Here is a 24674-nt window from a genome sequence, read left to right on the forward strand (position 1 = left end):
GCCGAGAAGTTGTAGGGACGCTTGCCGGTCGGGGTCTGCTGCTGGGTCACGTTGCCCTTACTTCTTGGCTGGAGCCTTGGCAGGTGCCTTGGCGGGAGCGGCACCGTCGGTCGGAGCGCCGAGGGCCTTGGCGACGGCGGTGTCGAGTGCCTGCATCTTGGGCTCGACCGTTGCACGCGTTTCGGACACGAGCTTTTCCGTCAGGGCGGTCTGCATCTTGGGGTTCAGCTCCTGGTACTTCTTGCTCAGGGGCGAGTTGATCCAGGCCAGCAGCTGCTTGAGCTCGTCTTCGTTGAAGTTCTGCTCCATCAGCGGGGTGAGGGCGCCGGGCGCCAGCTGCACTGCCTTGTCGCGCACGATGGGGTAGGTCTCGTCGAAGTACTTCTTCAGCTCGGCGTCGGCTGCCTTGGCGGCGGCTTCGCGCTTGGCTTCGGGCACTTGCGTCTGCAGGTACTGCGAACCCGCCTGTGCGATCGGGGCGCTCGACTGCTCGACCAGGCCGCGTGCCAGCGATTCGATGCCGGGACGCTGGATGTCGATGAACTGCTTGATGAGCGTGGCCTTGTCCTGGGCCATCGCCGCCATCGAGCTGCTTGCCAGGGCGACCGTCAGAAGTGCGAGTTTGATTGTTTTCACTGAGGATTCTCCGTTGAAGATGAGGAAGTATCGTCCGCGTCCGGCTCGGTTTCGCCGTTCGCGTCGTTTTCGACGATACGTTGTAGCCCGCTGAGTTTGGCGCCTTCGTCGAGCCCGATCAGCGTAACGCCTTGCGTCGCGCGACCTAGTTCACGAATTTCGGCAACCCGGGTGCGCACCAGCACACCCTTGTCGGTGATGAGCATGATCTCATCATCGGCGTGCACGAGAGTCGCAGCAACGACCTTGCCGTTGCGCTCACTCTGTTGAATCGCGATCATGCCCTTGGTTCCCCGTCCGTGACGGGTGTATTCGGTAATGCTTGTTCGCTTTCCGTAACCATTTTCCGTGGCGGTGAGCACGCTCTGCTGCTCGTCCTCGGCCACCAGCATGGCGATCACGCCCTGGCCGGCTTCGAGCGACATGCCGCGCACGCCGCGGGCATTGCGGCCCAGCGGGCGGACGTCTTCCTCGTCGAAGCGCACGGCCTTGCCGCCGTCGCTGAAGAGCATCACGTCGTGCTTGCCGTCGGTGAGGGCGGCGCCGATCAGGTAGTCGCCCTCGTCGAGGTTCACGGCGATGATGCCGCCCTTGCGCGGGTTGCTGAACTCGTCGAGTGCAGTCTTCTTGACCGTGCCCATCGAGGTTGCCATGAACACGTACTGGTCGGCCGGGAAGTTGCGCTTTTCACCCGTCAGCGCGAGCGCGACGTTGATCTTCTCGCCTTCCTGCAGCGGGAACATGTTGACGATGGGGCGTCCGCGCGAGCCGCGCGAACCCGCCGGCACTTCCCACACCTTGAGCCAGTAGAGCCGGCCACGGTTGGAGAAGCACAGGATGTAGTCGTGCGTGTTGGCGATGAAGAGCTGGTCGATCCAGTCGTCGTCCTTGGTGGTGGTGGCCTGCTTGCCGCGGCCGCCGCGCTTCTGTGCGCGGTACTCGCCCAGCGGCTGGCTCTTGATGTAGCCGCTGTGCGAGAGCGTGACCACCATGTCGGTCGGCGTGATCAGGTCTTCGGTCGATAGGTCGTAGGCGCTGTGCTCCACCTGGCTGCGGCGCGCGCCGATCTTCGACTGGCCGAACTCCTGCTTGAGGGTGCCGAGCTCTTCGCCGATGATGGTCGAGACGCGCTCGGGCCGGGCCAGGATGTCGAGCAGGTCGTCGATCTCGGCCATGACTTCCTTGTACTCGGCCACGATCTTGTCCTGCTCGAGGCCGGTCAGGCGCTGCAGGCGCATCTGCAGGATTTCCTGGGCCTGCGTTTCCGACAGGCGGTAGAGGCCGTCGTTGCCCATGCCGAATTCGCGCTCGAGGCCCTCGGGACGATAGTCGTCGGCGTTGATCACACCGCCGTCAGCGCGCGTGCGGGTGAGCATCTCGCGCACCAGCTTGCTGTCCCAGCTGCGCGTCATGAGCTCGGCTTTGGCCACGGGCGGCGTCGGCGATTCGCGGATGATGCGGATGAACTCGTCGATGTTCGCCAGCGCCACCGCCAGGCCTTCGAGCACATGGCCGCGCTCGCGTGCCTTGCGCAGGTTGAAGACCGTGCGGCGGGTGACCACCTCGCGGCGGTGCTGCAGGAAGACCTCGATCAGGTCCTTCAGGTTGCACAGCTTCGGCTGGCCGTCGACCAGCGCCACCATGTTGATGCCGAAGGTGTCCTGCAGCTGGGTCTGCTTGTAGAGGTTGTTGAGCACCACCTCGGGCACTTCGCCGCGCTTGAGCTCGATGACCAGGCGCATGCCCGACTTGTCGGACTCGTCCTGGATGTGGCTGATGCCTTCGATCTTCTTCTCGTGCACCAGCTCGGCCATGCGCTCCTGCAGCGTCTTCTTGTTGACCTGGTAGGGGAGCTCGTCGACGATGATCGCCTGGCGCTGGCCGCGGTCGATGTCCTCGAAGTGGCACTTGGCGCGCATCACGACCTTGCCGCGGCCGGTGCGGTAGCCGTCCTTCACGCCGTTGATGCCGTAGATGATGCCGGCCGTGGGGAAGTCGGGCGCGGGCACGATCTCCATCAGCTCGTCGATGCTGGCTTCGGGGTTGCGCAGCAGGTGCAGGCAGGCGTCTACAACCTCGTTCAGGTTGTGCGGCGGGATATTCGTGGCCATGCCGACCGCAATACCGCCGGAGCCATTGACCAGCAAATTCGGCAGCTGGCTCGGCAGCACCTTGGGCTCTTTTTCGGAGCCGTCGTAATTGTCCTGAAAGTCGACAGTTTCCTTGTCGATATCGGCCAGCATTTCGTGTGCAATTTTGGCCAGCCGGATTTCCGTATACCGCATTGCGGCCGCGTTGTCTCCATCGACCGACCCGAAGTTGCCCTGGCCGTCGACCAGCATGTGACGCATCGAGAAGTCCTGGGCCAGGCGGACGATGGTGTCGTAGACCGACTGGTCGCCGTGCGGGTGGTACTTACCGATGACGTCGCCGACGATACGGGCCGACTTCTTGTACGGCCGGTTCCAGTCGTTGTTGAGCTCGTGCATCGCGTAGAGCACGCGGCGGTGCACCGGCTTGAGGCCGTCGCGGGCATCGGGGAGCGCTCGGCCCACGATCACGCTCATGGCGTAATCGAGATAGCTGCTGCGCATTTCCTCTTCGAGACTGATGGGCAGGGTTTCTTTTGCGAAGGAGGTCATGAGCAAGGGGCTGGCGGCAGGAAGGCGAAATTTTACGCTGTGAGGGGTGTCGCACCGCCGCAACACAAGGCGCCTATTCCGCCTCCGTCCTACGCTTCCGGGCTGTCCAGCGGCCTGTTTGCCAAAGACCCTATGGCACAATCGCCTCAACGTTTTGGGTGGTGGTCACTTAAAGCGTCCTTGATTCGCAGCGCGGCTGCGGCTTTTTCCCCAAGAGGAGAACCATGAAGAAACTGAATAAAGTGGCGATGATGTTTGCAGTCGCTGCGCTCGCCACTGCCGCCGGCGCGCAGACCCGTGTCACCGCTGCGGACGGCGGTCCTACGATCGACAACTGGCAAAACGGCACCGGCGAACTGGTTTGGAAGAACGGCACGAACGAACTGTGCTGGCGCGATGCCAACTGGACGCCCGCAACGGCTGCTGCTGGTTGCGACGGCGCTCTGGTTCCTCCCGCTCCGGCTGCCGTGGCTCCGACCCCCGGTACCCCGACTCCCCCGCCCGCTGCTCAAGTCGCTGCTTCGAAGGTGACCTTCGCTGCTGACGCCTTCTTCGACTTCGACAAGTCGGTTCTGAAGCCCGAAGGCCGCGCCAAGCTGACCGATCTGGTCGAGAAGATCCGTGGCGTCAACCTGGAAGTCATCATTGCCGTGGGCCACACCGACTCGATCGGTACGGACGCCTACAACCAGCGTCTGTCGGTGCGTCGCGCCGAAGCCGTCAAGGCCTTCCTGGTCTCGAAGGGCATCGAACGCAACCGCGTCTACACCGAAGGCAAGGGCAAGAAGCAGCCTGTGGCTGACAACCGCACCAAGGAAGGCCGCGCCAAGAACCGTCGCGTGGAAATCGAAGTGGTCGGCACCCGCGCCAACTAATCGATCGATTCCATCGACAATGAAACCCCGCTTCGGCGGGGTTTTTTTATGGCTGCCGAATTCGCGATTGATCTTCGGTAAAGACTGCTCGGTGTTTATCGGACATCGCTCGTTTCATAATCGCTTCATGACAGAAAACCTGAATGCGGATCCGGCCGAACTGGCCAAGTTTTCAGAGCTCGCGCATCGCTGGTGGGATTTGGAAAGCGAATTTCGCCCGCTGCATGAAATCAATCCATTGCGCCTGGAATGGATTGACGGTATTGCGCCAATTTCGCAACGTCGTGTGTTGGATATCGGCTGCGGTGGCGGCATCCTGGCCGATTCGATGGCCCGCAAGGGAGCCGAGGTTCTGGGGATCGACCTCGCGGGCAAGGCGCTCAAGGTTGCGCAACTGCATGCGCTCGAGGCCGGCACCAAGGGCGTGAAGTACCGCGAGATCAGTGCTGAAGCGCTTGCTGCGGAGCAACCGGGGAGCTTCGACGTCGTCACCTGCATGGAGATGCTCGAGCATGTGCCGCAGCCGGCCTCGGTGATCCAGGCCTGCGCCTCGCTTGTGAAGCCTGGCGGGTGGGTGTTCTTCTCGACGATCAACCGGAACCTGAAAGCTTTCATGCTGGCGATCGTGGGCGCGGAGTACGTGCTCGGCATGCTGCCGCGCGGCACTCACGAATATGCGAAGCTGATCCGGCCCAGCGAACTGGCCGGCTACTGCCGCGCGGCTGGCCTCGATCTGAGGCAAACCCGCGGGCTGGAGCACAACCCATTGACCCGCCGCTACTGGCTGAGCAACGACACCAGCGTCAACTACATGTTCGCGACGCAGAAACCGGGATCGCAAGGATGATGGGCGTCGAGACAAAGGCCGTGCTGTTCGACCTCGACGGCACGTTGATCGACAGCGCTCCCGACCTGGGCGCTGCGGCAGACAAGATGCGTACAGACCGCGGCCTCGACTCGCTCCCGCTGGAGCGCTACCGCCCCATGGCCGGAGCGGGCGCACGCGGCATGCTCGGAGTTGCGTTCGGCATCACGCCGGAGTCGCCCGAGTTTCCCGAACTGCGCGAGGAATTCTTCGTGACCTACGAGCGCCGCATGCTGCTCAACACCCAGGTGTTCGACGGTATCCAGGCGCTGATCGAGGCGCTGCGCGAGCGTGGGCTCCTGTGGGGTGTCGTGACCAACAAGTCGATGCGCTTCACCGATCCGCTCACGCGGGCCATCCCGTTGTTCGGGAGTGCGGGTGCGGTGGTGAGCGGCGATACCACGCCGTTCGCCAAGCCGCATCCCGAGCCTCTGCATGAGGCTGCGCGCCGGCTTGGCGTGCCGTCCGAGGCGTGCATCTACGTCGGCGACGACGAGCGCGACATCATCGCGGGCCGCGCGGCAGGCATGCGCACCGTCGCGGCGACATACGGCTACATGGGAAACCAGGCCGATTCGACGCTCTGGGAAGCAGATGCTTCGATAACTTCACCCCTCGAGCTCTTGAAGTTGCTCGATACCGCCTAAAATACTCTTCCCTTGGGGCTGCACTGGTTTCGACGTGGGTTCGGAGTCGCAGCGGGGCATGTCGAGCTGAATGCGCTCGTAAAACAGATTCAAACAAACTAACTGCAAACGACGAACGTTTCGCACTCGCTGCTTAATTGCCAGTGAGCCTTGCAACAGTTGGCCGATGGGCTGGGCAAGGGGGTCTGGAGCAATCCTGACCTCCCGGCTGCAAGGATAACTACATGGGCTGGCTCCGATCCGGGTACCTTGGGTCGGGGCGAGAAAATAGGGTGCTGGCGTCCGGTTTAGCGTGTGACTGCGCGACTCCGGAAGCGAGATTCAAAACAGATCACTAAACATGTAGAACTGCGCGATGAAGGCTTGCGGACGGGGGTTCAAATCCCCCCAGCTCCACCATATTCCTTCCTGATGAGGGCGACGCCCTTCATCAGGTGAAAGGCTCACTGAAGAACGTACTGCAGCGGTACGTTTCGAGCCTTCCCTTGGTTTCCTTGAGGCGGCGCTCAGCCGCCCGACTTCAACTCAGTAGCACTGAAAGAGCACGCCCTGTTCCGCAGGAGCCCTGCCAAGCCAGCGCGGCGTCTTGTCGCGCGCATCGCAGTAGTCCGAGGCCTGGACATAAGTCATGGCGCGCAGCACGCCTTCGCGGACTTGCATCACTTCGTTGGGAGGGGTCGAACAGCCGGCCAGGACCAGGAGAGCAAGCGGAAGCAGTGTGCGCCAATTCATCGGGGCATTCTAAGACCGCGGATCGTTCGAGCTGCGCCCGCGCTCGGGGTAGAGATACTTGAAGTATTCGCCCGACCGCCCGAACAATTGCCGCGCCAGCTGGACCGGATCTTCGCCCTTGTGCTTCTCGTAGAGCACGGGGCCCCAGATGATGAAGCCGTCGATGCTGAGGCTCTTCGGGGAGGGCTCTATCGCCTTCCATGCATGTGCGAACTTCGAGATCCAGGCCAGCGCTTCCTTGAGCGCATGATTGGGCGGGGCGGGTGTTTCTTCGGTTGGGGACATGGCGGGCATCCTTGCTGAAAGACTGTACAAATATACAGTAGACTATGCCCATGGAAAACAAGCTGTTCACAAACCGGTCCCACGGTTCGCTGCCTGCTTGTCCTGTCCATCCGATTTCTCCTTGACGGGTAAACCGTCCCCCGCTGGTCAACCTGTGCGGGGGCCTTGATGCATTGCCAAGCAGATAGGCGTTTCAAGCCCAGCCTCGTGCTGGGCTTTTTTTATGCGTGCGGTGTTCGCGATGCAGCCCCGTGCAGCTGCGCTTCTTTTTGCCTGGGCGCGAGGCTATAGTCGGCAAGCACTGTCACATTGCAGTCACTGCAATCTCCCGCTCTTGCTGCCTGCCCAGATCCCGAAAAGGACGCCCGTGTCGGATTCCCTGACCTCCGAGTTGACGAATTACTACGACGCGGTGCCCTACGACTCGCATCCGTTCCCTCAGTCGGCGATGGAGCATCTGGAAGCGCTGGCTTTTCTCTTCGGTCTCGACGTTCCTCCGCCCGCGCGAGCCCGCGTGCTTGAGCTCGGCTGCGCGGCCGGCGGCAACCTGATTCCGTTCGCGGCACGCCATCCTGAGGCGCGCGCGATCGGCGTCGACCTGTCGACGGTGCAGGTGGCTCAGGGCATGGCGGTCATCGGGCGTGCAGGACTGTCGAACATCGAGCTCAAGGCCTTCAATCTCGCCGACATCGATGCCTCGTTCGGCGAGTTCGACTACATCGTCTGTCATGGCGTCTACAGCTGGGTGCCGGGGCCGGTGCAGGATGCGATCCTGCGCATCTGCCAGGAGAACCTCGCACCCAACGGCGTGGCCTACGTCAGCTACAACGTGTACCCCGGCTGGAAGGCGCGCGAGATCGTGCGCGACGCGATGATCCTGCGCGGCGGCCCGCGCGACACGCCGGAAGAAAAGCTCTCCTACGCGCGCGGCATGCTCGACTTCCTCGAGCAGTCGGCCCGCCCCGACAGCGTGCTCAAGAAGACGCTCGAAGAGGCGATGCCCATCGTGCGCAGCGCCAACAGTTCGTACCTGCTGCACGAGTTCCTCGAGCCCTGCAACGCGCCTTGCTACTTCAAGGAATTCGTCGCACGCGCTGAAGCCCGTGGCCTGGCCTACCTGTGCGATGCCGAGCCGTCGACGATGTTCGTGCAGAACTACGGCGACAAGGTGCGCGACCCGCTGCTGCGCGAATGCGGCGGCAGCCAGGTGATGATGGAGCAGTACCTCGATTTCCTGATCAACCGCACCTTTCGCCAGACTCTGCTCGTCAGGCAGCCGCAGGCCGGGCGCATCCGCTACAAGCTGGACCCAGCGCGCATCCGCCGGCTCGAATTCGCCGGCATGTTCAAGACCGACGATGGCGGCGCGTTCACGCTCGATGCCCGCGAGCAGCCGTGCACCGCGATCCGGAATCTGAAGGTCACGATGCGCCAGCCAGTGCAGAAGGCCGTGGCGCATGTGCTCGACACGCGCTATCCCGCCTCGATGTCCGTGTCGGCCCTCGTCGAGGCCGCGGCCGGGCTGGCGGGGCAGCCCCCGGCGGCCGCTGAACCGGTCGTGATGGCGATGGTCGAGGAACTGCTGATCCTCGGCGCCTTGCGCATCAGGCGCTCGCCGGTGCCCGCGGCCGATGCGGTCTCCAACCTGCCTCAGGCGTTGCCCGCGGTGCGCAACACGGTCGGCCTCGTGCAGGGCTCCGGTGTCACGATCAACACCTGCAACCAATGGCACGAACACGTGACGGTGTCGCTGCTCGAGCGAAGCCTGCTGCCGCTGCTCGACGGACGGCATTCGCACGAGGCGCTGGCCGAGCATCTCGAGGCTGAAGTGCGCAGCGACCGCCTGCGTTTCGTCAAGGACGACAAGCCGTTGACCGAGCCGTCGGTAATCAGGGAATTCGCTCGCGGCCAGGTGGCCGTGGCGCTCGATGCCCTGCGCCGCAAGGCGCTGCTCACGGCCTGAACCGCGCTCGTCCATCCATCCTTCTTTCATTCATCCGCTCACCTTTCCTTCATCACGCTCTAGAGGAGACTCTTACATGCAACAAATCCACTGGACTCCCAAGCTACGCACCGCCGTCGCGGCCGTGCTCGCGCTGACGGCCGCCGGCGCGTCGACCGCCGCGTCGGTGGCGCCCGTCGCCGCCGAGAACGGCATGGTCGTGAGTGCGCAGCACCTGGCCACCAAGGTCGGTGTAGACGTGCTCAAGCGCGGCGGCAATGCCGTCGACGCGGCAGTGGCCGTGGGCTATGCGCTCGCCGTGGTGTACCCCGCGGCCGGCAATCTCGGCGGCGGCGGCTTCATGACCGTGCAGCTGGCCGACGGCCGCAAGACCTTCCTCGATTTCCGCGAGAAGGCGCCGCTGGCCGCCACGGCCAACATGTACCTCGACAAGGACGGCAACGTCATCAAGGGGCTGAGCACCAAGGGTCACCTCGCCGTGGGCGTGCCGGGCAGCGTCTCGGGCATGGAATACGCGCGCGAGAAGTACGGCACCATGAAGCGCGGCGAGCTGCTCGCCCCGTCGATCCAGCTGGCGGACAAGGGCTTCGCGCTGCAGCAGGGCGACATCGACCTGCTCGCTACCGCCACGGCCGACTTCAAGGACGACGCGGCCACGGCCGCCATCTTCCTGAACAAGGGCGAGCCCTACAAGGTCGGCGACAAGCTGGTCCAGAAGGACCTGGCCAAGACCCTGCGCGAGATCAGCTCCAAGGGCACCGACGGCTTCTACAAGGGCTGGGTCGGCAGCGCCATCGTGGCGTCGAGCCAGGCAGGCAAGGGCCTGATCACGCAGGCCGACCTCGACCAGTACAAGACGCGCGAACTCGCGCCGGTGGAATGCGACTACCGCGGCTACCGCGTCGTGTCGGCGCCCCCGCCGAGCTCGGGCGGCGTGATCATCTGCGAGATGCTCAACATCCTCGAGGGCTATCCGCTCAAGGACCTGGGCTACCACTCGGCACAGGCCGTGCACTACCAGATCGAGGCCATGCGCCACGCCTACGTGGACCGCAACAGCTACCTGGGCGACCCGGACTTCGTGAAGAACCCGCTCGATCGCCTGCTCGACAAGGGCTACGCCGAGAAGATCCGTGCCGTCATCGACCCGAAGAAGGCCGGCGTTTCGAAGGACATCAAGCCCGGCGTCGCGCCGCATGAAGGCAGCAACACCACCCACTACTCGATCGCCGACAAGTGGGGCAACGCGGTCTCGGTGACCTACACGCTGAACGACTGGTTCGGCGCCAAGGTCACGGCCGCCAAGACCGGCGTGCTGCTGAACGACGAGATGGACGACTTCACCTCGAAGGTGGGCGTGCCCAACCTCTACGGCCTGGTGCAGGGCGAGGCCAACAAGATCGAGCCAGGCAAGCGCCCGCTGAGCTCGATGAGCCCGACCATCGTGTCCAAGGACGGCAAGCCGGTGATGGTGGTCGGCACGCCGGGCGGCAGCCGCATCATCACCGCGGTGATGCTGACCATGATCAACGCCATCGACTACGGCATGAACGTGCAGGAAGCCGTCGATGCGCCGCGCTTCCACCAGCAGTGGCTGCCCGACGTCACCAACGTCGAGACCTACGCGCTGAGCCCCGACACCCGCAAGATCCTGACCGACATGGGCCACAACCTGGGCGTGCCGCAGCCGGCCAACCACCTGGCGGCGATCATCGTCGGTGCGCCGTCGCTGGGCGGCAAGCCGGTCGGCAACAACCGCTTCTACGGCGCCAACGACCCGCGCCGCAACACGGGCCTGGCGGCAGGGTACTGATCCTGCGGCAAACTCGAAGGCGGTCGTGCCCCTTGCGGCGCGGCCGCTTTTTCATTTCTCCATGCATCTGCAAGACATCCTCTATACCCAGGGCTTCGGCACGCGGCGCGTGTGCGCGGGGCTGGTCCAGCAGGGCCACGTGATCATCGGCGGCAAGGCGGTGGACGATCCGTTCGCCGACATCGACCCCGAAGGCCTCCAATACACGGTGCAGGGCACCCCGTGGGAGTACCACGAGAAGGCCTACCTGATGCTGCACAAGCCCGCCGGCACCGAGTGCTCGCAGAAGCCCTCGACCTACCCGAGCATCTACACGCTGCTGCCGTCGCCGCTGCGCCTGCGCCCCAACAAGGGCGCGGTGCAGGGCGTGCAGGCCATCGGCCGGCTCGACCAGGACACCACCGGCCTGCTGTTGCTGACCGACGACGGCCAGTTCATCCACAAGATGGGCTCGCCCAAGCACCACGTGCCCAAGGTCTACGAGGTGACGGCCAAGCATCCGGTGGACGAGGCCCAGATCGCGAAGCTGCTGGCCGGCGTGGTGCTCGACGACGACCCGAAGCCGGTGCGCGCCGCCGCCTGCGAGTCCGACAGCCCGCTGCACCTGCGGCTCACGCTCACCGAGGGCAAGTACCACCAGGTCAAGCGGATGCTGGCGGCGGTCGGTAACAGGGTCGAGGGGTTGCACCGTTCGCGCATCGGCGACCTGGCGCTGCCGGCCGACCTTGCGCCTGGGCAGTGGCGCTGGCTGGCCGCCGACGAGGTCGCGGCCCTGCGCGCACCTGCCAAGCCCGCCAAATCTGGGAAAGCGCCGAAATAGACGGGAAAAGCGGGGGAAAGGGCACAGTCCCGGTCAGCCAGTCTTAAGGGCGGGCCGTTAACATTTCGAACTCTCTCCCGGAACCTTCCCTTGCGACTTCCTGCCCGATCGAACGGCCGCCGCGTCACGGCCTTCCTGTTCTCCTGCCTGACGGCTCTCGCGATGTACCCGGCCGCCGCCACGGCGGCCGAGCCTCCCCCGATCTTCGTGCTCAACTCGCTGGACGCCAACGTGAGCGTCATCAATCCGGTCGACTGGACGGAAAAGCTGCGCATTCCCACCGGCAAGGAGCCGCACCACATCTACATGACGCCCGACGAGAAGTCGGTCATCGTGGCCAATTCGGCGGGCGATTCGCTGACCTTCCTCAACCCGCGCACGGCGGAAGTGCAGCGCGTGGTCTACGGCATCCTCGATCCGTACCAGCTGCAGTTCTCGCGCGACATGAAGTGGTTCGTCACCGCCGGCAACCGCCTGAACCACGTCGACGTCTACCGCTGGGACGGCAAGGACCTGAAGCTGGCCAAGCGCATCGCCAGCGGCAAGACGCCCAGCCACATCTGGATCGACAACACCAGCACCATCGCCTACGTGACGATGCAGGACAGCGACGAGATGATCGCCGTCGACCTGCCCACGCAGACCATCAAGTGGCGCACCACCACCGGCGCCATGCCGGCCGACATCTTCGGCGTGCACAACGACAAGACGCTGCTCGTGGGCCTGACCGGCAGCGACGGCGTGCAGGTGTTCGACGTGGCCGGCGCCGAGCCCAAGCTGGTCGGCAAGATCCCCACCGGCAAGGGCGCCCACGCCTTCCGCTCGGCCGGCGACGGCAAGAGCGTCTTCGTGAGCAACCGGGTTGCCAACTCCATCAGCCGCATCGACCTGACGACGCTGAAGGTGGTCGCGACCTACCCGGTGCCCGGCGGCCCCGACTGCATGGACGTCTCGGCCGACGGCAAGACGCTCTACGTGACCTCGCGCTGGGCCAAGAAGCTCAGCGTTGTGGATCTGGCCAGCAACAAGGTCGTGCGCCAGGTCAACGTCGGCCGTTCGCCGCACGGCGTGTGGACACTGGACCATGCGAAGCGCATCTAGGCACGTCGGAGTCGCCGCCGCGGCTTCCATGGTCGTCCTGGCGGTGGCGCTGTCGCCCGGCGCATGGGCGGCCACGGAACCGGCCGCCTGCGAGAAGCCCGTCTACCTGACCTTCGACACCGGCCACATGGGCATAGCGCCCCTGGTGGCCGACGTGCTCAAGCGGCAGGACGTGCGCGTCACCTTCTTCGCCGCCGCCGAGCGAACCCAGACCGACGGCGACAGCCTCGACGACCACTGGGCGCCCTGGTGGAAGGCGAGGGCGGCCGAGGGCAACGAGTTCGGCTCGCACACCTACGACCACTCCTACTGGCGCGCCGACGTGAAGGGCTCGCCGCCCAGCTTCCGCATCAAGCCCTCGGCCGGCCCGCAGAACGGCAAGGAATCGACCTGGAGCGCGGCCGAGTACTGTGCCAACATCAAGAAGGCCTCCGACCGGCTGGCGGCAGTCACCGGCAAGAAGCCGTTGCCGCTGTACCGCGCGCCGGGCGGCAAGACCTCGCCCGCGCTGCTGGCCGCCGCCGAGGGCTGCGGCTACAAGTACGTGGGCTGGGCACCCGCCGGTTTCCTCGGCGACGAGCTGCCGAGCGAGAAATTCAGCAACGCGAAGCTGCTGACGCAGGCCCTGGACACCATCCGCCCCGGCGACATCCTGCTCGCGCACCTGGGCATCTGGTCGCGCAAGGATCCGTGGGCGCCGGCCAACCTCGAGCCGCTGATCGTCGGCCTGAAGGCCAAGGGCTTCTGCTTCCGCACGCTGCGCCAGCACCCTGACTTCAAGGCCTGGATCGCCTCCCACCCCTGAACGACGAGTTTCCTGATCGTGATCGACTGGCTGACAGACGCCTTTTCCGCCATGCAGGGCTGGTTCTTCGAGACCGCCGTGCAGCCGCTGGTCTACGCCGTGGGCCTGGGTGGCTGGACCGAGGACGCCTTCGACGCCACCGGCTGGCTGCTGGTGGGCGTCATCCAGATCCTGGTGCTGATCGCGGTGATCGGCCCGCTGCAGCGTTGGCGCTCGGTGGAGCCAGTGGTCGACCGCCACGCGATCCGCATCGACGTGCTCTACACGCTGATCCACCGGCTGGGGCTGTTCCGGCTGGCGCTCTTCTTCACGCTGCAGCCCTTCTTCGATGACGCCTTGGGGGCGCTGCGCACGGCGGGGTGGGGCACCTTCCACCTCGACGAGGTGTGGCCCGGCGTGACCGACATCGCGTGGGTGGCCTTCGCCATCTACCTCGTGGTGCTCGACTTCGTCGGCTACTGGATCCATCGCGGCCAGCACCAGTTCAACTGGTGGTGGGGCCTGCATTCGCTGCACCACTCGCAGCGCCAGATGACCATGTGGAGCGACGACCGCAACCACCTGCTCGACGACATCGTCCACGACACGCTGATCGTCATCGTGGCGCAGCTCATCGGCGTGGCGCCGGGGCAGTTCATCGCCTTCGTTGCCTTCACCCAGCTCAGCGAGAGCCTGCAGCACGCCAACCTGCGGCTGAGCTTCGGCGCCATCGGCGAGCGGCTGTGGATCAGCCCGCGCTTCCACCGGCTGCACCACAGCATCGGGCTGGGGCATGAATCGAACGGGCGCAGCACGCTCGGCGGCCACAACTTCGGCGTGCTGCTGCCCTGGTGGGACATGCTGTTCCGCACCGCCAACTTCGAGGACCGCTACGACCCGACCGGCATCCGCGACCAGGTCGAGCCCGGCGCCGACGGCCGCGTGCGCGAGTACGGCCGGGGCTTCTGGGCCCAGCAGTGGCTCGGGCTGAAGCGAATGGTCGGTCGCGGCTGAGGGGCTCCGGGCCCTGAGCGGCCCGCCCGAGGCGTTATCCTCGCTGCTTCATGCGCCTGCTCCTCGACTCCTTCTGGCGCGCGGTCGCCTACTGCATGCTGCCGCGCGTGATCGTGCTGTCGCTGCTTCCGCTGGGGCTGATGATCGTGCTGGCCTCGCTGCTCGGCTACTTCTACTGGGACGCCGCGGTGAACTGGACGCGCGGCGCGCTCGACGCCTGGCCGCTGCTGTCGAGCTTCTGGGCCTGGATCGGCCGTCTCTTCTCGGGCGACGTCACCTCGGCGCTGGCCGCGCTGGTCGTGGTGTTCGCCGCCACGCCGGTGATCGTGGTGGTCTGCCTGTTGATCGTGGCCGGCTTGATGGCACCCGCCCTGACCAAGCTGGTGGGCGTGCGGCGCTTTCCGGCGCTCGAGCAGAAGAAGGGCGCCTCGTTCTTCGGCAGCGTCGCGCGCTCGCTGGGCGCCACCGTCCTGGCGCTGATCGCCCTCGTCGTTTCCATGCCGCTGTGGCTCATTCCGCCGCTGGTGCTGATATTGCCGCCGCTGATCTGGGGCTGGCTCACCTACCGCGTGATGAGCTTCGACGCGCTGGCCGAGCACGCCAGCCCCGAGGAGCGCGCCGCGCTGCTGCGCGCGCACCGGCTTCCGCTGCTGTGCATCGGCGTGCTGTGCGGCTACCTGGGCGCCGCGCCCAGCATCGTCTGGGCCTCGGGCCTGCTGTTCGCCGCCGCATTCTTCGTGCTGGTGCCGATCGCCATCTGGATCTACACGCTGGTTTTCGCCTTCTCGGCCCTGTGGTTCGCTCACTACTGCCTCGATGCGCTCGCGCAGCTTCGCGCCCAGCGCGCGGCGGCCGAAGCACCGGCTGCCGGCGGCGGCACGCCGGCCATCGAGGCCGACGAAGCCAGCAAGGCCGCTCTTTCCCAATGGGGTTCTCCATGACACGCGCATTCGGTCTCATCGTCGTCGGCGACGAGATCCTTTCCGGCAAGCGTGCCGACAAGCACATGGCCAAGGTCATCGAACTGCTTGCCGCGCGCGGCCTTCAACTGAGCTGGGCCGAGTACGTGGGCGACGAGCCCGAACGCATCACCGCCGCGCTCGAGCGGGCCTTCGCCTCTGGCGACATCGTCTTCTCGACCGGCGGCATCGGCGCCACGCCCGACGACCACACCCGCCAATGCGCCGCGAAGGCGCTGGGCGTGCCGCTGGCGCTGCACCCCGAGGCCGAGTTGCTGATCCGCGAGCGCATGCAGGACACGGCGCGCGAGCAGGGCCTGCCCTACGAGCCCGACCGGGCCGACAACGTGCATCGGCTCAACATGGGCGTGTTCCCGCAGGGCGCCACGCTCATCTACAACCCGTACAACAAGATCCCGGGCTTCAGCGTCGGCGACGTGCACTTCGTGCCGGGCTTCCCCGTCATGGCCTGGCCGATGATCGAATCCGTGCTCGACGGCCGCTATGCCGGCCTGTTCGCCAGCAAGACCGTCGCCGAGAAATCCGTGATCGTTTTCGGTGCCATGGAGGCCACGCTGACGCCGCTCATGCAGGCCATCGAGGCCACCCACGCCGGAATCAAGGTGTTCAGCCTGCCCAGTGTCGACCATCCGACTTACGGCCGGCACATCGAACTGGGCGTCAAGGGCGATGCCGAGCGGCTCGATGCCGCATATGCTCAGCTGATCGAAGGCCTGCACACTTTTGACGCCAAGCTCGGCCCCGAATTGGTGCGATAAAAATCAATGCACCAAAATAGTGAATTTCCGCCTTCATTTGGGTTCTGCGGCGGCCATCGAAGCCTCATCCGGTGAGGCGACAATGGCACAGAAACTGCATCCCACGTCCCTGTATTCCTAACCACCATCCAACTCAGGAGAAACTGATGGCAAAGACCGTCGCCGATGTACTCAAGCTCGTCAAGGAAAACGAGGTCAAGTTCGTCGACTTCCGCTTCACCGATACCCGCGGCAAAGAGCAGCACGTGACCGTGCCGGTCTCGGCTTTCGATGAAGACAAATTCACCTCGGGCCACGCATTCGACGGCTCGTCCATCGCCGGCTGGAAGGGGATCGAAGCTTCGGACATGCAACTCATGCCCGACCCGAACACCGCCAACATCGATCCCTTCTTCGAAGAAACGACGCTGATCCTGACCTGCGACGTGATCGACCCCGCCGACGGCAAGGCCTACGAGCGCGATCCGCGTTCGCTCGCCAAGCGCGCCGAGGCCTACATGAAGGCATCGGGCCTGGGCGACACCGCCTACTTCGGTCCGGAACCCGAATTCTTCGTGTTCGACGGCGTGCGCTGGAAGAACGACATGTCGGGCTGCTTCGTGAAGATCGAATCCGAAGAAGCCTCGTGGAACACCGACAAGGAATTCGAACACGGCAACACCGGCCACCGTCCCGCGGTCAAGGGCGGCTACTTCCCGGTTCCCCCGGTCGACAGCTTCCAGGACATGCGCTCGGAAATGTGCCTGGTGCTCGAATCGCTGGGCATCCCGGTCGAAGTTCACCACCATGAAGTGGCCAACGCCGGCCAGATGGAACTCGGCACCAAGTTCAGCACGCTGGTCCAGCGCGCCGACTGGGTCCAGCTGCAGAAGTACGTGATCCACAACGTGGCCCACGCCTACGGCAAGACCGCCACCTTCATGCCCAAGCCCATCGTCGGCGACAACGGCTCCGGCATGCACGTGCACCAGTCGGTCTGGAAGGACGGCAAGAACCTGTTCGCCGGCGACGGCTATGCAGGCCTCTCGGACTTCGCCCTGCACTACATCGGCGGCATCATCAAGCACGCCCGTGCCCTGAACGCCATCACGAACCCCGGCACCAACAGCTACAAGCGCCTGGTCCCCGGCTTCGAAGCCCCGGTGAAGCTGGCCTACTCGGCCAAGAACCGCTCGGCATCGATCCGCATCCCGTTCGTGGCCAACCCGAAGGGCCGCCGCGTCGAAGCGCGCTTCCCCGATCCGCTGATGAACCCGTACCTGGGCTTCGCCGCGCTGCTGATGGCCGGTCTCGACGGCGTGGAAAACAAGATCCACCCGGGCGAAGCCGCCAGCAAGGACCTGTACCACCTGCCGCCGGAAGAAGACGCACTGATCCCGACCGTCTGCCACAGCCTCGACCAGGCCCTGGAATACCTGGACAAGGACCGTGCGTTCCTGACCAAGGGCGGCGTGTTCACCGATGCCTACATCGACGCGTACATCGAACTGAAGATGCAGGAAGTCACGCGCTTCCGCATGGCGACGCACCCCGTCGAGTTCGACATGTATTACTCCCTGTAATTGGCTCGCCCCCAGGCTGCGCGCACTTCGTGTCGCTACGCCAACCCCCTTCCGGGGGCGATACCTGCGGCCCGGCGGAGCCGGTTCCGCGGTATCTCCCGAAGGGGGCAGTGATTGGGGATGTAAGCCTGATGGGTTATGGAAGGACGGCCTGGCCGTCCTTTTTCTTTGGGGTGGAACATCTGGTCACTTTTACCGTCGAATTGCACGAAAATGCCCCTTTGTCGCCGCTCTCCACCGATACACATGAAGACAGCTTCCCTCATCTTTCTGGCCGGTTCACTGATCGCGCTGCCGGCGCTCGCGCAGGAGCGTGTCTGGCGTTGCGGCAACGAGTACACCAACAACGCCACCATCGCGCAGCAGAAGGGCTGCAAGATCATGGAAGGCGGCAACGTCACGGTCGTGCAGGGCACGCGGGCGTCGGGCGGCGGTTCCGCTTCTTCCTCGTCGTCGGGCGGTTCGTCCGCGGCGCGTTCGCCGGCAGGCAGCCCGCGCGTGGAAGGCGTCGACCAGCGTGCCCGTGACGGCGAGGCGCGTTCGGTGCTCGAGGCCGAGCTCAAGAAGGCCGAGGCGCGCCAGGCCGAGCTGCAGAAGGAATACAACAACGGCGAGCCCGAGAAGCAGGGCAGCGAAGGCCGCAACTACCAGAAGTACCTGGACCGCGTCGCCGAAATGAAGTCCGAGCTGGCGCGCAACGAGAGCGACATCGCCGGCATCCGCCGCGAGATCGCCCGGCTGCCTGCCAAGCAGCAGCCTCAGTAAGACGTCATGGTGTTCGGGAAGAAGGCGGCCGGCGCCAACTCGCGCTTCCAGTCCTTCGACCTGCTGTCCACGATGATCGCCGTGGTCAACAGCAACGGCTCCGTGCTGTTCGCCAACGCAGGCCTCGAAGACGCACTGGGCACATCGCGCCGCACCCTCGAAGGCTCGCAGTTCGGCGCATGCTTCCATGAGCCGCAGGTGCTGCGCACGGCCATCGACGGTGCCAGCAGCAACGACTTCGCCACGCTGCGCTACGAAGCCTTCCTGCGCCGCGTGAACCACGAGCTGATGCCGGTGCAGGTGTCCCTCGCGCACGGCGAGAAGAAGGGCGAGCTCATCATCGAGATGTCGCCGCTCGAGCAGCAGGTGCGACAGGACCGCGAGGAGCGGCTCATCGACCAGGCGCAGGCCAACAAGGAACTCATCCGCAACCTCGCGCACGAGATCAAGAACCCGCTGGGCGGCATCCGCGGCGCGGCGCAGCTGCTGCAGATGGAGGTCGAGTCACGCGACCTCATCGAGTACACCCAGGTCATCATCCACGAGGCCGACCGGCTGCAGACGTTGGTCGACCGTCTATTGGCGCCGCACCGCCGCCCGCACGTGGTGGGCGACGTCAACATCCACGAAGTCTGCGAGCGCGTGCGCTCGGTCATCCTCGCGGAGTTTCCGCGCGACCTGCACATCGAGCGCGACTTCGACGTCTCCATTCCCGAGTTCCGCGGCGACCGCGAGCAGCTCATCCAGGCCACGCTCAACATCGCGCACAACGCGGCGCAGGCGCTGGCCGAGCGCCGTGCGGCGGGTGATGCGCAGATCACTTTCAAGACGCGGGTGGCCCGTCAGGTGATCTTCAACAAGCAGTGGTATCGATTGGCATTGGAATTGCATGTAATCGACAATGGACCGGGTGTGCCGGACACGATCAAGGACCGCATCTTCTATCCGCTCGTATCGGGCAGGGAAGGCGGGACCGGGCTGGGATTGACGCTTGCACAAACTTTTGTGCAACAGCATCACGGCGTGATCGAGTGCGACAGCGTCCCGGGCCGAACCGATTTCAAGATATTGATACCGCTGCCCTAGCGCAGCCACCGGCAACAGAGGAGATGCATGAAGCCGATCTGGATAGTTGATGACGACCAATCGATTCGCTTCGTGCTCGAGAAGGCTCTGCTGCGCGAAGACCTGCCCACGCGCAGTTTCACCAACACGCGCGAGGTGCTCGCAGCACTCGAACAGGCCGCCGACGACGATCAGCTGGCGCCCCAGGTCCTGGTGAGCGACATCCGCATGCCCGGCGGTTCCGGGCTGGATCTGCTCGACAAGATCAAGGCCCTGCATCCGGGCCTGCCCGTCATCATCATGACGGCCTTCTCCGACCTCGACAGCGCCGTCTCGGCCTTCCAGGGCGGCGCCTTCGAATACCTGCCCAAGCCCTTCGATCTGCCGCGCGCGGTCGAACTCATCCGTCGCGCCGTCGACGAGAGCCAGCGCGAGGAAGTGGCGGAAGAGCGCATGGTCGCCGCCCCCGAGATGCTCGGCCAGGCGCCCGCCATGCAGGACGTGTTCCGCGCGATCGGCAGGCTCTCGCAAAGCAACGTCACGGTGCTCATCACCGGCGAATCGGGCTCGGGCAAGGAGCTGGTGGCGCGTGCGCTGCACAAGCACTCGCCGCGCGCCAACGGCCCGTTCGTGGCCATCAACACGGCCGCCATTCCGAAGGACCTGCTGGAGAGCGAACTCTTCGGCCATGAGCGCGGCGCCTTCACCGGCGCGCAGACCATGCGCCGCGGCCGCTTCGAGCAGGCCGAGGGCGGCACGCTCTTCCTCGACGAAATCGGCGACATGCCCTTCGACCTGCAGACGCGCCTGCTGCGCGTGCTGAGCGACGGCCATTTCTACCGCGTGGGCGGCCACAACTCGGTGAAGGCCAACGTGCGCGTCATCGCGGCCACTCACCAGGACCTGGAACAGCGCGTCAAGCTCGGCGGCTTCCGCGAAGACTTGTTCCACCGCCTCAACGTGATCCGCCTGCGCCTGCCGGCCCTGCGCGAACGCGGCGAAGACGTGCCCGCGCTCACGCGTCACTTCCTGCAGGTGAGCGCGCGCCAGCTCGGCGTGGAGCCCAAGCGCATCTCGGATGCCGCATTGGCGAAGCTCGCGGCATTCAATTTCCCGGGCAACGTGCGCCAGCTGGAGAACATCTGCCACTGGCTGACGGTGATGGCGCCGGCCCAGCTGATCGAGGCGAAAGATCTGCCGCCGGAAGTGATGGCGGGCGGCGGCAGCGCCGAAGCGCATGCGGCATCCGAAGCACCGGCCGTTGCATCGACCCTGACGGCGCAGCCCGCGCCGTCGTTCCCGGCGTCGGGCGGCGAACTGGCGTCCCCGGTGCATGCCGTTTCCGAACCCGCCGAAGCCCATGCTCCCGCAACCGGCACCAGCAACTGGGAAAGCGGCCTAGAGGCCGAGGCCCAGGCCCTGCTGGCCGCCGGCCGCACCGACGTGTGGGACGTGCTCTCGCGCCGCTTCGAGTCGAGGCTGATACTCACCGCGCTGGCCAACACGCGCGGCCGCCGCATCGAGGCCGCGCAGAAGCTGGGCATCGGGCGCAACACCATCACCCGGAAGATCCAGGAACTCGGCATCGAATGAAAAAGGCCCCTTCAGGGCCTTTTTTCTTTCAGCGGCTTCTTTGCCCCTGGGTCAGCGAATCGATCTGGAACTTGTCGCTGCGGTCCCAGAGCCAGGTGTCCACGTAGGTGTGGCCGCCCAGCTTGCCCGGACTGGGCAGGGGCGACGCGGCCTTGATCATCTCCGCGATCATCGGCGCCACTTCCGGCGCGTGGCTCGGCGTGCGGCTGAAGGTGACGTTCGTCACCTTGCCCGTCGCGTCGATGTCGGTCTCGACCACCACCACGGCGTACACCAGCGGCGGAAGCTTGCCCTTGTAGATGCGGTTCGCGTACTTGTTGTAGATGTGGCGTGCGCCGATCTTGCGGTAGGTGCGTATCGCGGGCGTCTGCGCGGTGATCAGACGCACCGTCGGCACATCGCGGCTGTCGGTCGCCGTCTCGCCGGAGGGCGTGGTCGCGGTGGTGCCCTTGTCGCCTTCCCCGGCCTTGTCGGCCGGCTTCAGCAGCGAGCAGGCCGCGAGCGATAGCGCCGCCGCTGCAAGCGCCAGATGACGGCCGGTCCGAAGGAGCGTCGAGCGCATGGGGTCAGGCACCACGGTCGAGGTCGAGCACCACCGGTGCGTGGTCGCTCGGCTTTTCCCACTTGCGCGGCACGCGGTCGATGATGCAGCCCTTCACGCTCGGCACCAGCGACTCGCCCACCAGGATGTGGTCGATGCGCAGGCCGCGGTTCTTCTGATAGCCCAGCATGCGGTAGTCCCACCACGAGTAGCTCTTCTCGGGCTGGTCGAACATGCGGAAGCTGTCCTTCAGGCCCAGGTCGAGCAGCGCCTTGAAGTGGTTGCGCTCCTCGGTCGTGTGGTGGATCGTTTCCTTCAGGCCCACGGGGTCGAAGCTGTCGCGGTCCTCGGGCGTGATGTTGAAGTCGCCCAGCAGCACGAGGTCGGGGTTGCTCGCAAGCTCCTGGCGCAGCGCGTCGCGCAGGGCATCGAGCCACTTCATCTTGTATTCGAACTTGTCGGTGCCCGGCGCCTGTCCGTTCACGAAGTAGCCGTTGACCACGCGCAGCGGGCCCGAGGGCGTCTCCACCGTGGCCGCGATCACGCGCGACTGGTCGTCGCTGAAGCCGGTGATGTTCCTCACCACGTCGCGCACCGGCGCGAGGCTCAGGATCGCGACGCCGTTGTACGTCTTCTGGCCGAACACCGCGGCCTCGTAGCCGGCCGACTTGAGCACGTCGAGCGGGAATTTGTCGTCCGTCATCTTGAGCTCCTGCAGGCAGAGCACGTCGACAGGGTTGGCGATGAGCCAGTCGAGCACGTGCTGCAGGCGCGCGGTGAGGGAGTTGACGTTCCAGGTGGCGATTTTCATGAGGCTCTCGGAGGTCCTGATTTCAAGGGGATTTCGTTGTTCTCGATCTCTTGCTGTCGCCGCATGCCCAGGCAAGGCACCCGTCTTGGCCGGGGACGCTGCAGTATGGCGGCGGCGCGCGGGCGGCCAGCTTAGCAAAAGCACTCGATTTCCCCGTGGCACGCAGGGTAAGCAGGTGAAACGGACGGAGGGAGAGAGGGGGCAGGGAGGGGCGGCATTGCCCGCGCGCCCCTGGGGCAGCATGCAGATCGCGCATTGCTTGCCAAGGCCGCGAGGCCGGCGGCTGCCTGCGGGCGGTCGGGGCTGCCTTTTCAGCGCTCGTGGAAGACCGGAAGCACGTAGCTGCCGATCTCCTCCAGCACCTCCGCCACGGGCCGCTGGCAGCGGCGCAGATGCAGGCCGATGTGCTGCACGCCGGCTTCGCGCATGGCCTCCAGCTCGGCAATCAGGCCCTGGCGCCCCGTCATCACCCCGAAGTGATGCCGCGTGACCGGTGCGTCGGCCTGCGCAAGCAGGTCGAGGTGGATGAAGCTCGTGTAGGGCTTGGCCGGACCTGCCACGGCGTGCCATGCGCGGGTGCGCACGAGGTGCTCTTCCGGCGTGCGAGGATAGGCAAGCAGTCCGTCCATGTGCCGGCCCACCCATTCGATCGACTGCTGCCCGAGGCCTGCCACCAGCAATGACAGCGGCCGGACGGGGCGGGGCAGGACCTCGAGTCCCTCGCCCAGGGCGTCCGAGGTCCAGCGGCGCAGCATCCCGACCTGTTCGCGGAAGGCGTCGCCGCGTGCCTCGAATGAGCGGCCGAACACCGGGTACTCCACGGGCCGGTCGCCGCTGGCCACGCCCATCAACAGGCGCCCGTTGCTCAAGATGTCCGCCGTGGCCGCGGCTTTCATCGTGAGCACCGGTTCGCGCAGCGGCAGCACCACGGCGGCCGTGCCGAGCAGGATGTCGCGCGTCACACCGGCCAGGAAACCGAGGTAGGTGAAGACCTCGAACACCTGAGCCGCGTCCCCGAACTTCGGGTCGTACAGCGGCACGTCGCGCACCCAGAGCGCCCGGAAGCCCAGCCGGTCCGCCAACTGGGCGAGCGTCGCGTGCCGCGCGATGTCAGGCTCGCCGCGCAGGCGGCCGGCGGCCTGGCGCGCCGCTTCGCCGGCAGCGCTCCAGTCGTTGTCCAGCGGCAATTCCAGTCCGATGCTGAAGCCCCCGTGCAACAGGCGCTCCAGCGCGGCGGTCACGCGGCCTCCGCGAAGGCGGGGTAGTCGGTGTAGCCCTTGCCGTCTCCGCCGTAGAAGGTGGCATGGGCGTCGTAGTTGACGGGCGTGAGCGCATGGTCGTTGGCAATGCGCGCGACGAAGTCCGGGTTGGTGATGAAGGGCTGGCCGAATGCGACGAGGTCGGCAAGGCCTTGATGCAGGATTTCCTGCGCGCTTTCCTTGGTGTATTTGCCGGCCACCATGATCGGGTTGCGATAGAGAGCGCGCGCCTCCTGGCGGTAGGCCGGCGGCATGGTCGTGTAGCGCGAGATGTTCTCCGAGAAGTGCACGTAGGCCAGGTCCATCGGGGCCAGCGCCTGCAGTGCCTTGAGAGTCACGGCGGGAATCTCGGGGTCTTCGTCGGCGTAGCCCTCGGTCACGAAGGGTGACACGCGGATGCCGACCCTGTCTGCGCCCACCGCGTTCGCCACGGCCTGCGTGACCTCGTGCAGCAAACGCACGCGCTTTTCCTGGCTGCCGCCGTAGGCGTCGTTGCGCTGGTTGCTGTGCAGGCGCATGAACTGGTCGATCAGGTAGCCGTGGGCGGCGTGCAGCTCCACGCCGTCGAAACCGGCCTCGATGGCGTTGCGTGCGGCGGTGACGAAGTCGCCGATGGTGTCCTCGATGTCGGCGAGCGTCATCGCGCGCGGCATGCCGGTCTCGATCATCCCGAAACCACCCTCGGGCAGCGGGCCGTAGACCTTGTCGGGGTGCTTCACGGCCGAGGCCGACACCGGCGTATGCCCGGAGATCGACGCATGCGAGCGGCGACCCACGTGCCACAGCTGCACGAAGATGCGGCCATCGCGGCGGTGCACCGCATCGGTCACCTTCTTCCAGCCCGCCACCTGGGCCGGCGAGTAGATGCCGGGAGTCAGCGAGTAGCCGCGCCCCACCTCGGAGACCGGCGTGCCCTCGGTGACGATCAGCCCGGCACCGGCGCGCTGGGCGTAGTAGGTCGCCATCAACTCGTTGGGCACGTCGCCGGGCTGGTCCGCGCGCGAGCGGGTCATGGGGGCCATGACGACCCGGTTCGCCAGGTTCAGGCGGCCGAATTTGTGAGGGGTGAACAGCATGCGTGTCTCCTTGGATGAACGATGCCCCCGGACTCTAGGGAGACCCGAGTCGGTGAACTAGACTCACAGTTGGAATAACAGTTGTGA

Annotated in this window: 23 protein-coding genes and 1 other RNA gene; 16 read left to right on the forward strand and 8 right to left on the reverse strand. The window is 65.6% G+C overall.

Features of this window, described 5'->3' with window-relative positions; translation table 11 throughout:
• Positions 1 to 57: 57 nt before the first annotated feature.
• Both ABL840_RS11425 and gyrA read right to left on the reverse strand, forming a co-directional pair.
• The gene (locus ABL840_RS11425) at positions 58 to 636 is read right to left on the reverse strand and encodes a DUF2059 domain-containing protein (protein ID WP_093199075.1); all 579 of its coding nucleotides are present in this window, start codon (positions 634 to 636) and stop codon (positions 58 to 60) included.
• The gene (gene gyrA, locus ABL840_RS11430) at positions 633 to 3278 is read right to left on the reverse strand and encodes a DNA gyrase subunit A (protein WP_093199077.1); all 2646 of its coding nucleotides are present in this window, start codon (positions 3276 to 3278) and stop codon (positions 633 to 635) included. The genes ABL840_RS11425 and gyrA overlap by 4 nt, the downstream gene beginning before the upstream one ends.
• A gap of 224 nt (positions 3279 to 3502) precedes the next feature.
• Here gyrA and ompA point away from each other — a divergent pair, with 224 nt between their 5' ends.
• From ompA to ssrA, 4 genes are all read left to right on the forward strand, one after another.
• Positions 3503 to 4153: an outer membrane protein OmpA gene (gene ompA, locus ABL840_RS11435; RefSeq protein WP_093199080.1), complete on the forward strand. Its 651-nt coding sequence runs from the start codon at positions 3503 to 3505 to the stop codon at positions 4151 to 4153.
• Between the two features lie 127 nt (positions 4154 to 4280).
• Complete coding sequence (gene ubiG, locus ABL840_RS11440) at positions 4281 to 5000, forward strand: bifunctional 2-polyprenyl-6-hydroxyphenol methylase/3-demethylubiquinol 3-O-methyltransferase UbiG (protein ID WP_093199083.1); 720 nt, start codon at positions 4281 to 4283, stop codon at positions 4998 to 5000.
• Positions 4997 to 5665, forward strand: a complete 669-nt coding sequence (locus ABL840_RS11445; RefSeq protein ID WP_176947440.1) for an HAD family hydrolase — start codon at positions 4997 to 4999, stop codon at positions 5663 to 5665. The genes ubiG and ABL840_RS11445 overlap by 4 nt, the downstream gene beginning before the upstream one ends.
• A 14-nt stretch (positions 5666 to 5679) precedes the next feature.
• Positions 5680 to 6064, forward strand: a transfer-messenger RNA (tmRNA) gene (gene ssrA / locus ABL840_RS11450).
• 126 nt (positions 6065 to 6190) lie between these two features.
• Here the strand turns inward: ssrA and ABL840_RS11455 are convergent.
• Together ABL840_RS11455 and ABL840_RS11460 are read right to left on the reverse strand one after the other, a co-directional pair.
• Positions 6191 to 6325 (reverse strand): hypothetical protein, encoded by a 135-nt coding sequence (locus ABL840_RS11455; RefSeq protein WP_256228313.1) that lies wholly within the window; start codon positions 6323 to 6325, stop codon positions 6191 to 6193.
• Positions 6326 to 6406: 81 nt separating this feature from the next.
• Positions 6407 to 6682 (reverse strand): hypothetical protein, encoded by a 276-nt coding sequence (locus tag ABL840_RS11460; RefSeq protein ID WP_093199090.1) that lies wholly within the window; start codon positions 6680 to 6682, stop codon positions 6407 to 6409.
• A gap of 367 nt (positions 6683 to 7049) precedes the next feature.
• Between ABL840_RS11460 and ABL840_RS11465 the strand changes: the two genes are divergently transcribed.
• The 12 genes from ABL840_RS11465 to ntrC all read left to right on the forward strand — a co-directional run bounded on the left by ABL840_RS11465 (position 7050) and on the right by ntrC (position 20900).
• Positions 7050 to 8645 (forward strand): class I SAM-dependent methyltransferase, encoded by a 1596-nt coding sequence (locus ABL840_RS11465; RefSeq protein WP_176947439.1) that lies wholly within the window; start codon positions 7050 to 7052, stop codon positions 8643 to 8645.
• A 76-nt stretch (positions 8646 to 8721) separates the two neighbouring features.
• Positions 8722 to 10458 carry a gamma-glutamyltransferase gene (gene ggt, locus ABL840_RS11470; RefSeq protein ID WP_093199093.1) on the forward strand — a complete coding sequence of 579 codons (1737 nt, stop codon included), beginning with the start codon at positions 8722 to 8724 and terminating at the stop codon, positions 10456 to 10458.
• 61 nt (positions 10459 to 10519) lie between these two features.
• Positions 10520 to 11278 carry a pseudouridine synthase gene (locus ABL840_RS11475; RefSeq protein WP_093301101.1) on the forward strand — a complete coding sequence of 253 codons (759 nt, stop codon included), beginning with the start codon at positions 10520 to 10522 and terminating at the stop codon, positions 11276 to 11278.
• Between the two features lie 90 nt (positions 11279 to 11368).
• The gene (locus ABL840_RS11480) at positions 11369 to 12379 is read left to right on the forward strand and encodes a beta-propeller fold lactonase family protein (protein WP_093301100.1); all 1011 of its coding nucleotides are present in this window, start codon (positions 11369 to 11371) and stop codon (positions 12377 to 12379) included.
• Positions 12380 to 12407: 28 nt separating this feature from the next.
• Complete coding sequence (locus ABL840_RS11485) at positions 12408 to 13184, forward strand: polysaccharide deacetylase family protein (RefSeq protein ID WP_418116354.1); 777 nt, start codon at positions 12408 to 12410, stop codon at positions 13182 to 13184.
• An 18-nt stretch (positions 13185 to 13202) separates the two neighbouring features.
• The gene (locus ABL840_RS11490; RefSeq protein WP_093199104.1) at positions 13203 to 14177 is read left to right on the forward strand and encodes a sterol desaturase family protein; all 975 of its coding nucleotides are present in this window, start codon (positions 13203 to 13205) and stop codon (positions 14175 to 14177) included.
• Between the two features lie 50 nt (positions 14178 to 14227).
• Entirely contained in the window at positions 14228 to 15118 is an 891-nt protein-coding gene (locus ABL840_RS11495; RefSeq protein WP_093199107.1) for an EI24 domain-containing protein, read from the forward strand.
• On the forward strand, positions 15115 to 15915 hold the full coding sequence (locus ABL840_RS11500) for a competence/damage-inducible protein A (RefSeq protein WP_176947438.1): 801 nt from the start codon (positions 15115 to 15117) through the stop codon (positions 15913 to 15915). The genes ABL840_RS11495 and ABL840_RS11500 overlap by 4 nt, the downstream gene beginning before the upstream one ends.
• Positions 15916 to 16061: 146 nt before the next feature.
• Positions 16062 to 17477, forward strand: a complete 1416-nt coding sequence (gene glnA / locus ABL840_RS11505; protein ID WP_093199113.1) for a type I glutamate--ammonia ligase — start codon at positions 16062 to 16064, stop codon at positions 17475 to 17477.
• Between the two features lie 246 nt (positions 17478 to 17723).
• Positions 17724 to 18242 (forward strand): hypothetical protein, encoded by a 519-nt coding sequence (locus ABL840_RS11510; RefSeq protein WP_093301095.1) that lies wholly within the window; start codon positions 17724 to 17726, stop codon positions 18240 to 18242.
• A gap of 6 nt (positions 18243 to 18248) precedes the next feature.
• Positions 18249 to 19328, forward strand: a complete 1080-nt coding sequence (gene glnL / locus ABL840_RS11515) for a nitrogen regulation protein NR(II) (protein WP_093199118.1) — start codon at positions 18249 to 18251, stop codon at positions 19326 to 19328.
• 27 nt (positions 19329 to 19355) lie between these two features.
• Complete coding sequence (gene ntrC, locus ABL840_RS11520) at positions 19356 to 20900, forward strand: nitrogen regulation protein NR(I) (RefSeq protein WP_093301094.1); 1545 nt, start codon at positions 19356 to 19358, stop codon at positions 20898 to 20900.
• Between the two features lie 28 nt (positions 20901 to 20928).
• Here the strand turns inward: ntrC and ABL840_RS11525 are convergent, their stop codons facing one another.
• From ABL840_RS11525 to ABL840_RS11540, 4 genes are all read right to left on the reverse strand, one after another.
• Complete coding sequence (locus ABL840_RS11525; RefSeq protein ID WP_093199646.1) at positions 20929 to 21462, reverse strand: hypothetical protein; 534 nt, start codon at positions 21460 to 21462, stop codon at positions 20929 to 20931.
• A gap of 4 nt (positions 21463 to 21466) precedes the next feature.
• Positions 21467 to 22252, reverse strand: a complete 786-nt coding sequence (xth, locus tag ABL840_RS11530) for an exodeoxyribonuclease III (RefSeq protein ID WP_093199123.1) — start codon at positions 22250 to 22252, stop codon at positions 21467 to 21469.
• 311 nt (positions 22253 to 22563) lie between these two features.
• Positions 22564 to 23493 carry a TIGR03571 family LLM class oxidoreductase gene (locus ABL840_RS11535; protein ID WP_093301092.1) on the reverse strand — a complete coding sequence of 310 codons (930 nt, stop codon included), beginning with the start codon at positions 23491 to 23493 and terminating at the stop codon, positions 22564 to 22566.
• The gene (locus ABL840_RS11540; RefSeq protein WP_093301091.1) at positions 23490 to 24587 is read right to left on the reverse strand and encodes an alkene reductase; all 1098 of its coding nucleotides are present in this window, start codon (positions 24585 to 24587) and stop codon (positions 23490 to 23492) included. The genes ABL840_RS11535 and ABL840_RS11540 overlap by 4 nt, the downstream gene beginning before the upstream one ends.
• Positions 24588 to 24674: the final 87 nt, after the last annotated feature.

The sequence above is a fragment of the Variovorax sp. NFACC27 genome (genome assembly GCF_048301545.1).
In the GTDB taxonomy this organism is placed as follows: domain Bacteria; phylum Pseudomonadota; class Gammaproteobacteria; order Burkholderiales; family Burkholderiaceae_C; genus Variovorax; species Variovorax gossypii.

What these genes read in the sequence shown, in the direction of transcription:
- gyrA (WP_093199077.1), bottom strand. Translation starts at nt 3,278, where the DNA reads ATGACCTCCTTCGCAAAAGAAACCCTGCCCATCAGTCTCGAAGAGGAA.
- ompA (WP_093199080.1), top strand. Translation starts at nt 3,503, where the DNA reads ATGAAGAAACTGAATAAAGTGGCGATGATGTTTGCAGTCGCTGCGCTC.
- ubiG (WP_093199083.1), top strand. Translation starts at nt 4,281, where the DNA reads ATGACAGAAAACCTGAATGCGGATCCGGCCGAACTGGCCAAGTTTTCA.
- ABL840_RS11445 (WP_176947440.1), top strand. Translation starts at nt 4,997, where the DNA reads ATGATGGGCGTCGAGACAAAGGCCGTGCTGTTCGACCTCGACGGCACG.
- ABL840_RS11455 (WP_256228313.1), bottom strand. Translation starts at nt 6,325, where the DNA reads ATGCAAGTCCGCGAAGGCGTGCTGCGCGCCATGACTTATGTCCAGGCC.
- ABL840_RS11460 (WP_093199090.1), bottom strand. Translation starts at nt 6,682, where the DNA reads ATGTCCCCAACCGAAGAAACACCCGCCCCGCCCAATCATGCGCTCAAG.
- ggt (WP_093199093.1), top strand. Translation starts at nt 8,722, where the DNA reads ATGCAACAAATCCACTGGACTCCCAAGCTACGCACCGCCGTCGCGGCC.
- ABL840_RS11475 (WP_093301101.1), top strand. Translation starts at nt 10,520, where the DNA reads ATGCATCTGCAAGACATCCTCTATACCCAGGGCTTCGGCACGCGGCGC.
- ABL840_RS11485 (WP_418116354.1), top strand. Translation starts at nt 12,408, where the DNA reads ATGGTCGTCCTGGCGGTGGCGCTGTCGCCCGGCGCATGGGCGGCCACG.
- ABL840_RS11495 (WP_093199107.1), top strand. Translation starts at nt 14,228, where the DNA reads ATGCGCCTGCTCCTCGACTCCTTCTGGCGCGCGGTCGCCTACTGCATG.
- ABL840_RS11500 (WP_176947438.1), top strand. Translation starts at nt 15,115, where the DNA reads ATGACACGCGCATTCGGTCTCATCGTCGTCGGCGACGAGATCCTTTCC.
- glnA (WP_093199113.1), top strand. Translation starts at nt 16,062, where the DNA reads ATGGCAAAGACCGTCGCCGATGTACTCAAGCTCGTCAAGGAAAACGAG.
- ABL840_RS11510 (WP_093301095.1), top strand. Translation starts at nt 17,724, where the DNA reads ATGAAGACAGCTTCCCTCATCTTTCTGGCCGGTTCACTGATCGCGCTG.
- glnL (WP_093199118.1), top strand. Translation starts at nt 18,249, where the DNA reads ATGGTGTTCGGGAAGAAGGCGGCCGGCGCCAACTCGCGCTTCCAGTCC.
- ntrC (WP_093301094.1), top strand. Translation starts at nt 19,356, where the DNA reads ATGAAGCCGATCTGGATAGTTGATGACGACCAATCGATTCGCTTCGTG.
- ABL840_RS11525 (WP_093199646.1), bottom strand. Translation starts at nt 21,462, where the DNA reads ATGCGCTCGACGCTCCTTCGGACCGGCCGTCATCTGGCGCTTGCAGCG.
- xth (WP_093199123.1), bottom strand. Translation starts at nt 22,252, where the DNA reads ATGAAAATCGCCACCTGGAACGTCAACTCCCTCACCGCGCGCCTGCAG.
- ABL840_RS11540 (WP_093301091.1), bottom strand. Translation starts at nt 24,587, where the DNA reads ATGCTGTTCACCCCTCACAAATTCGGCCGCCTGAACCTGGCGAACCGG.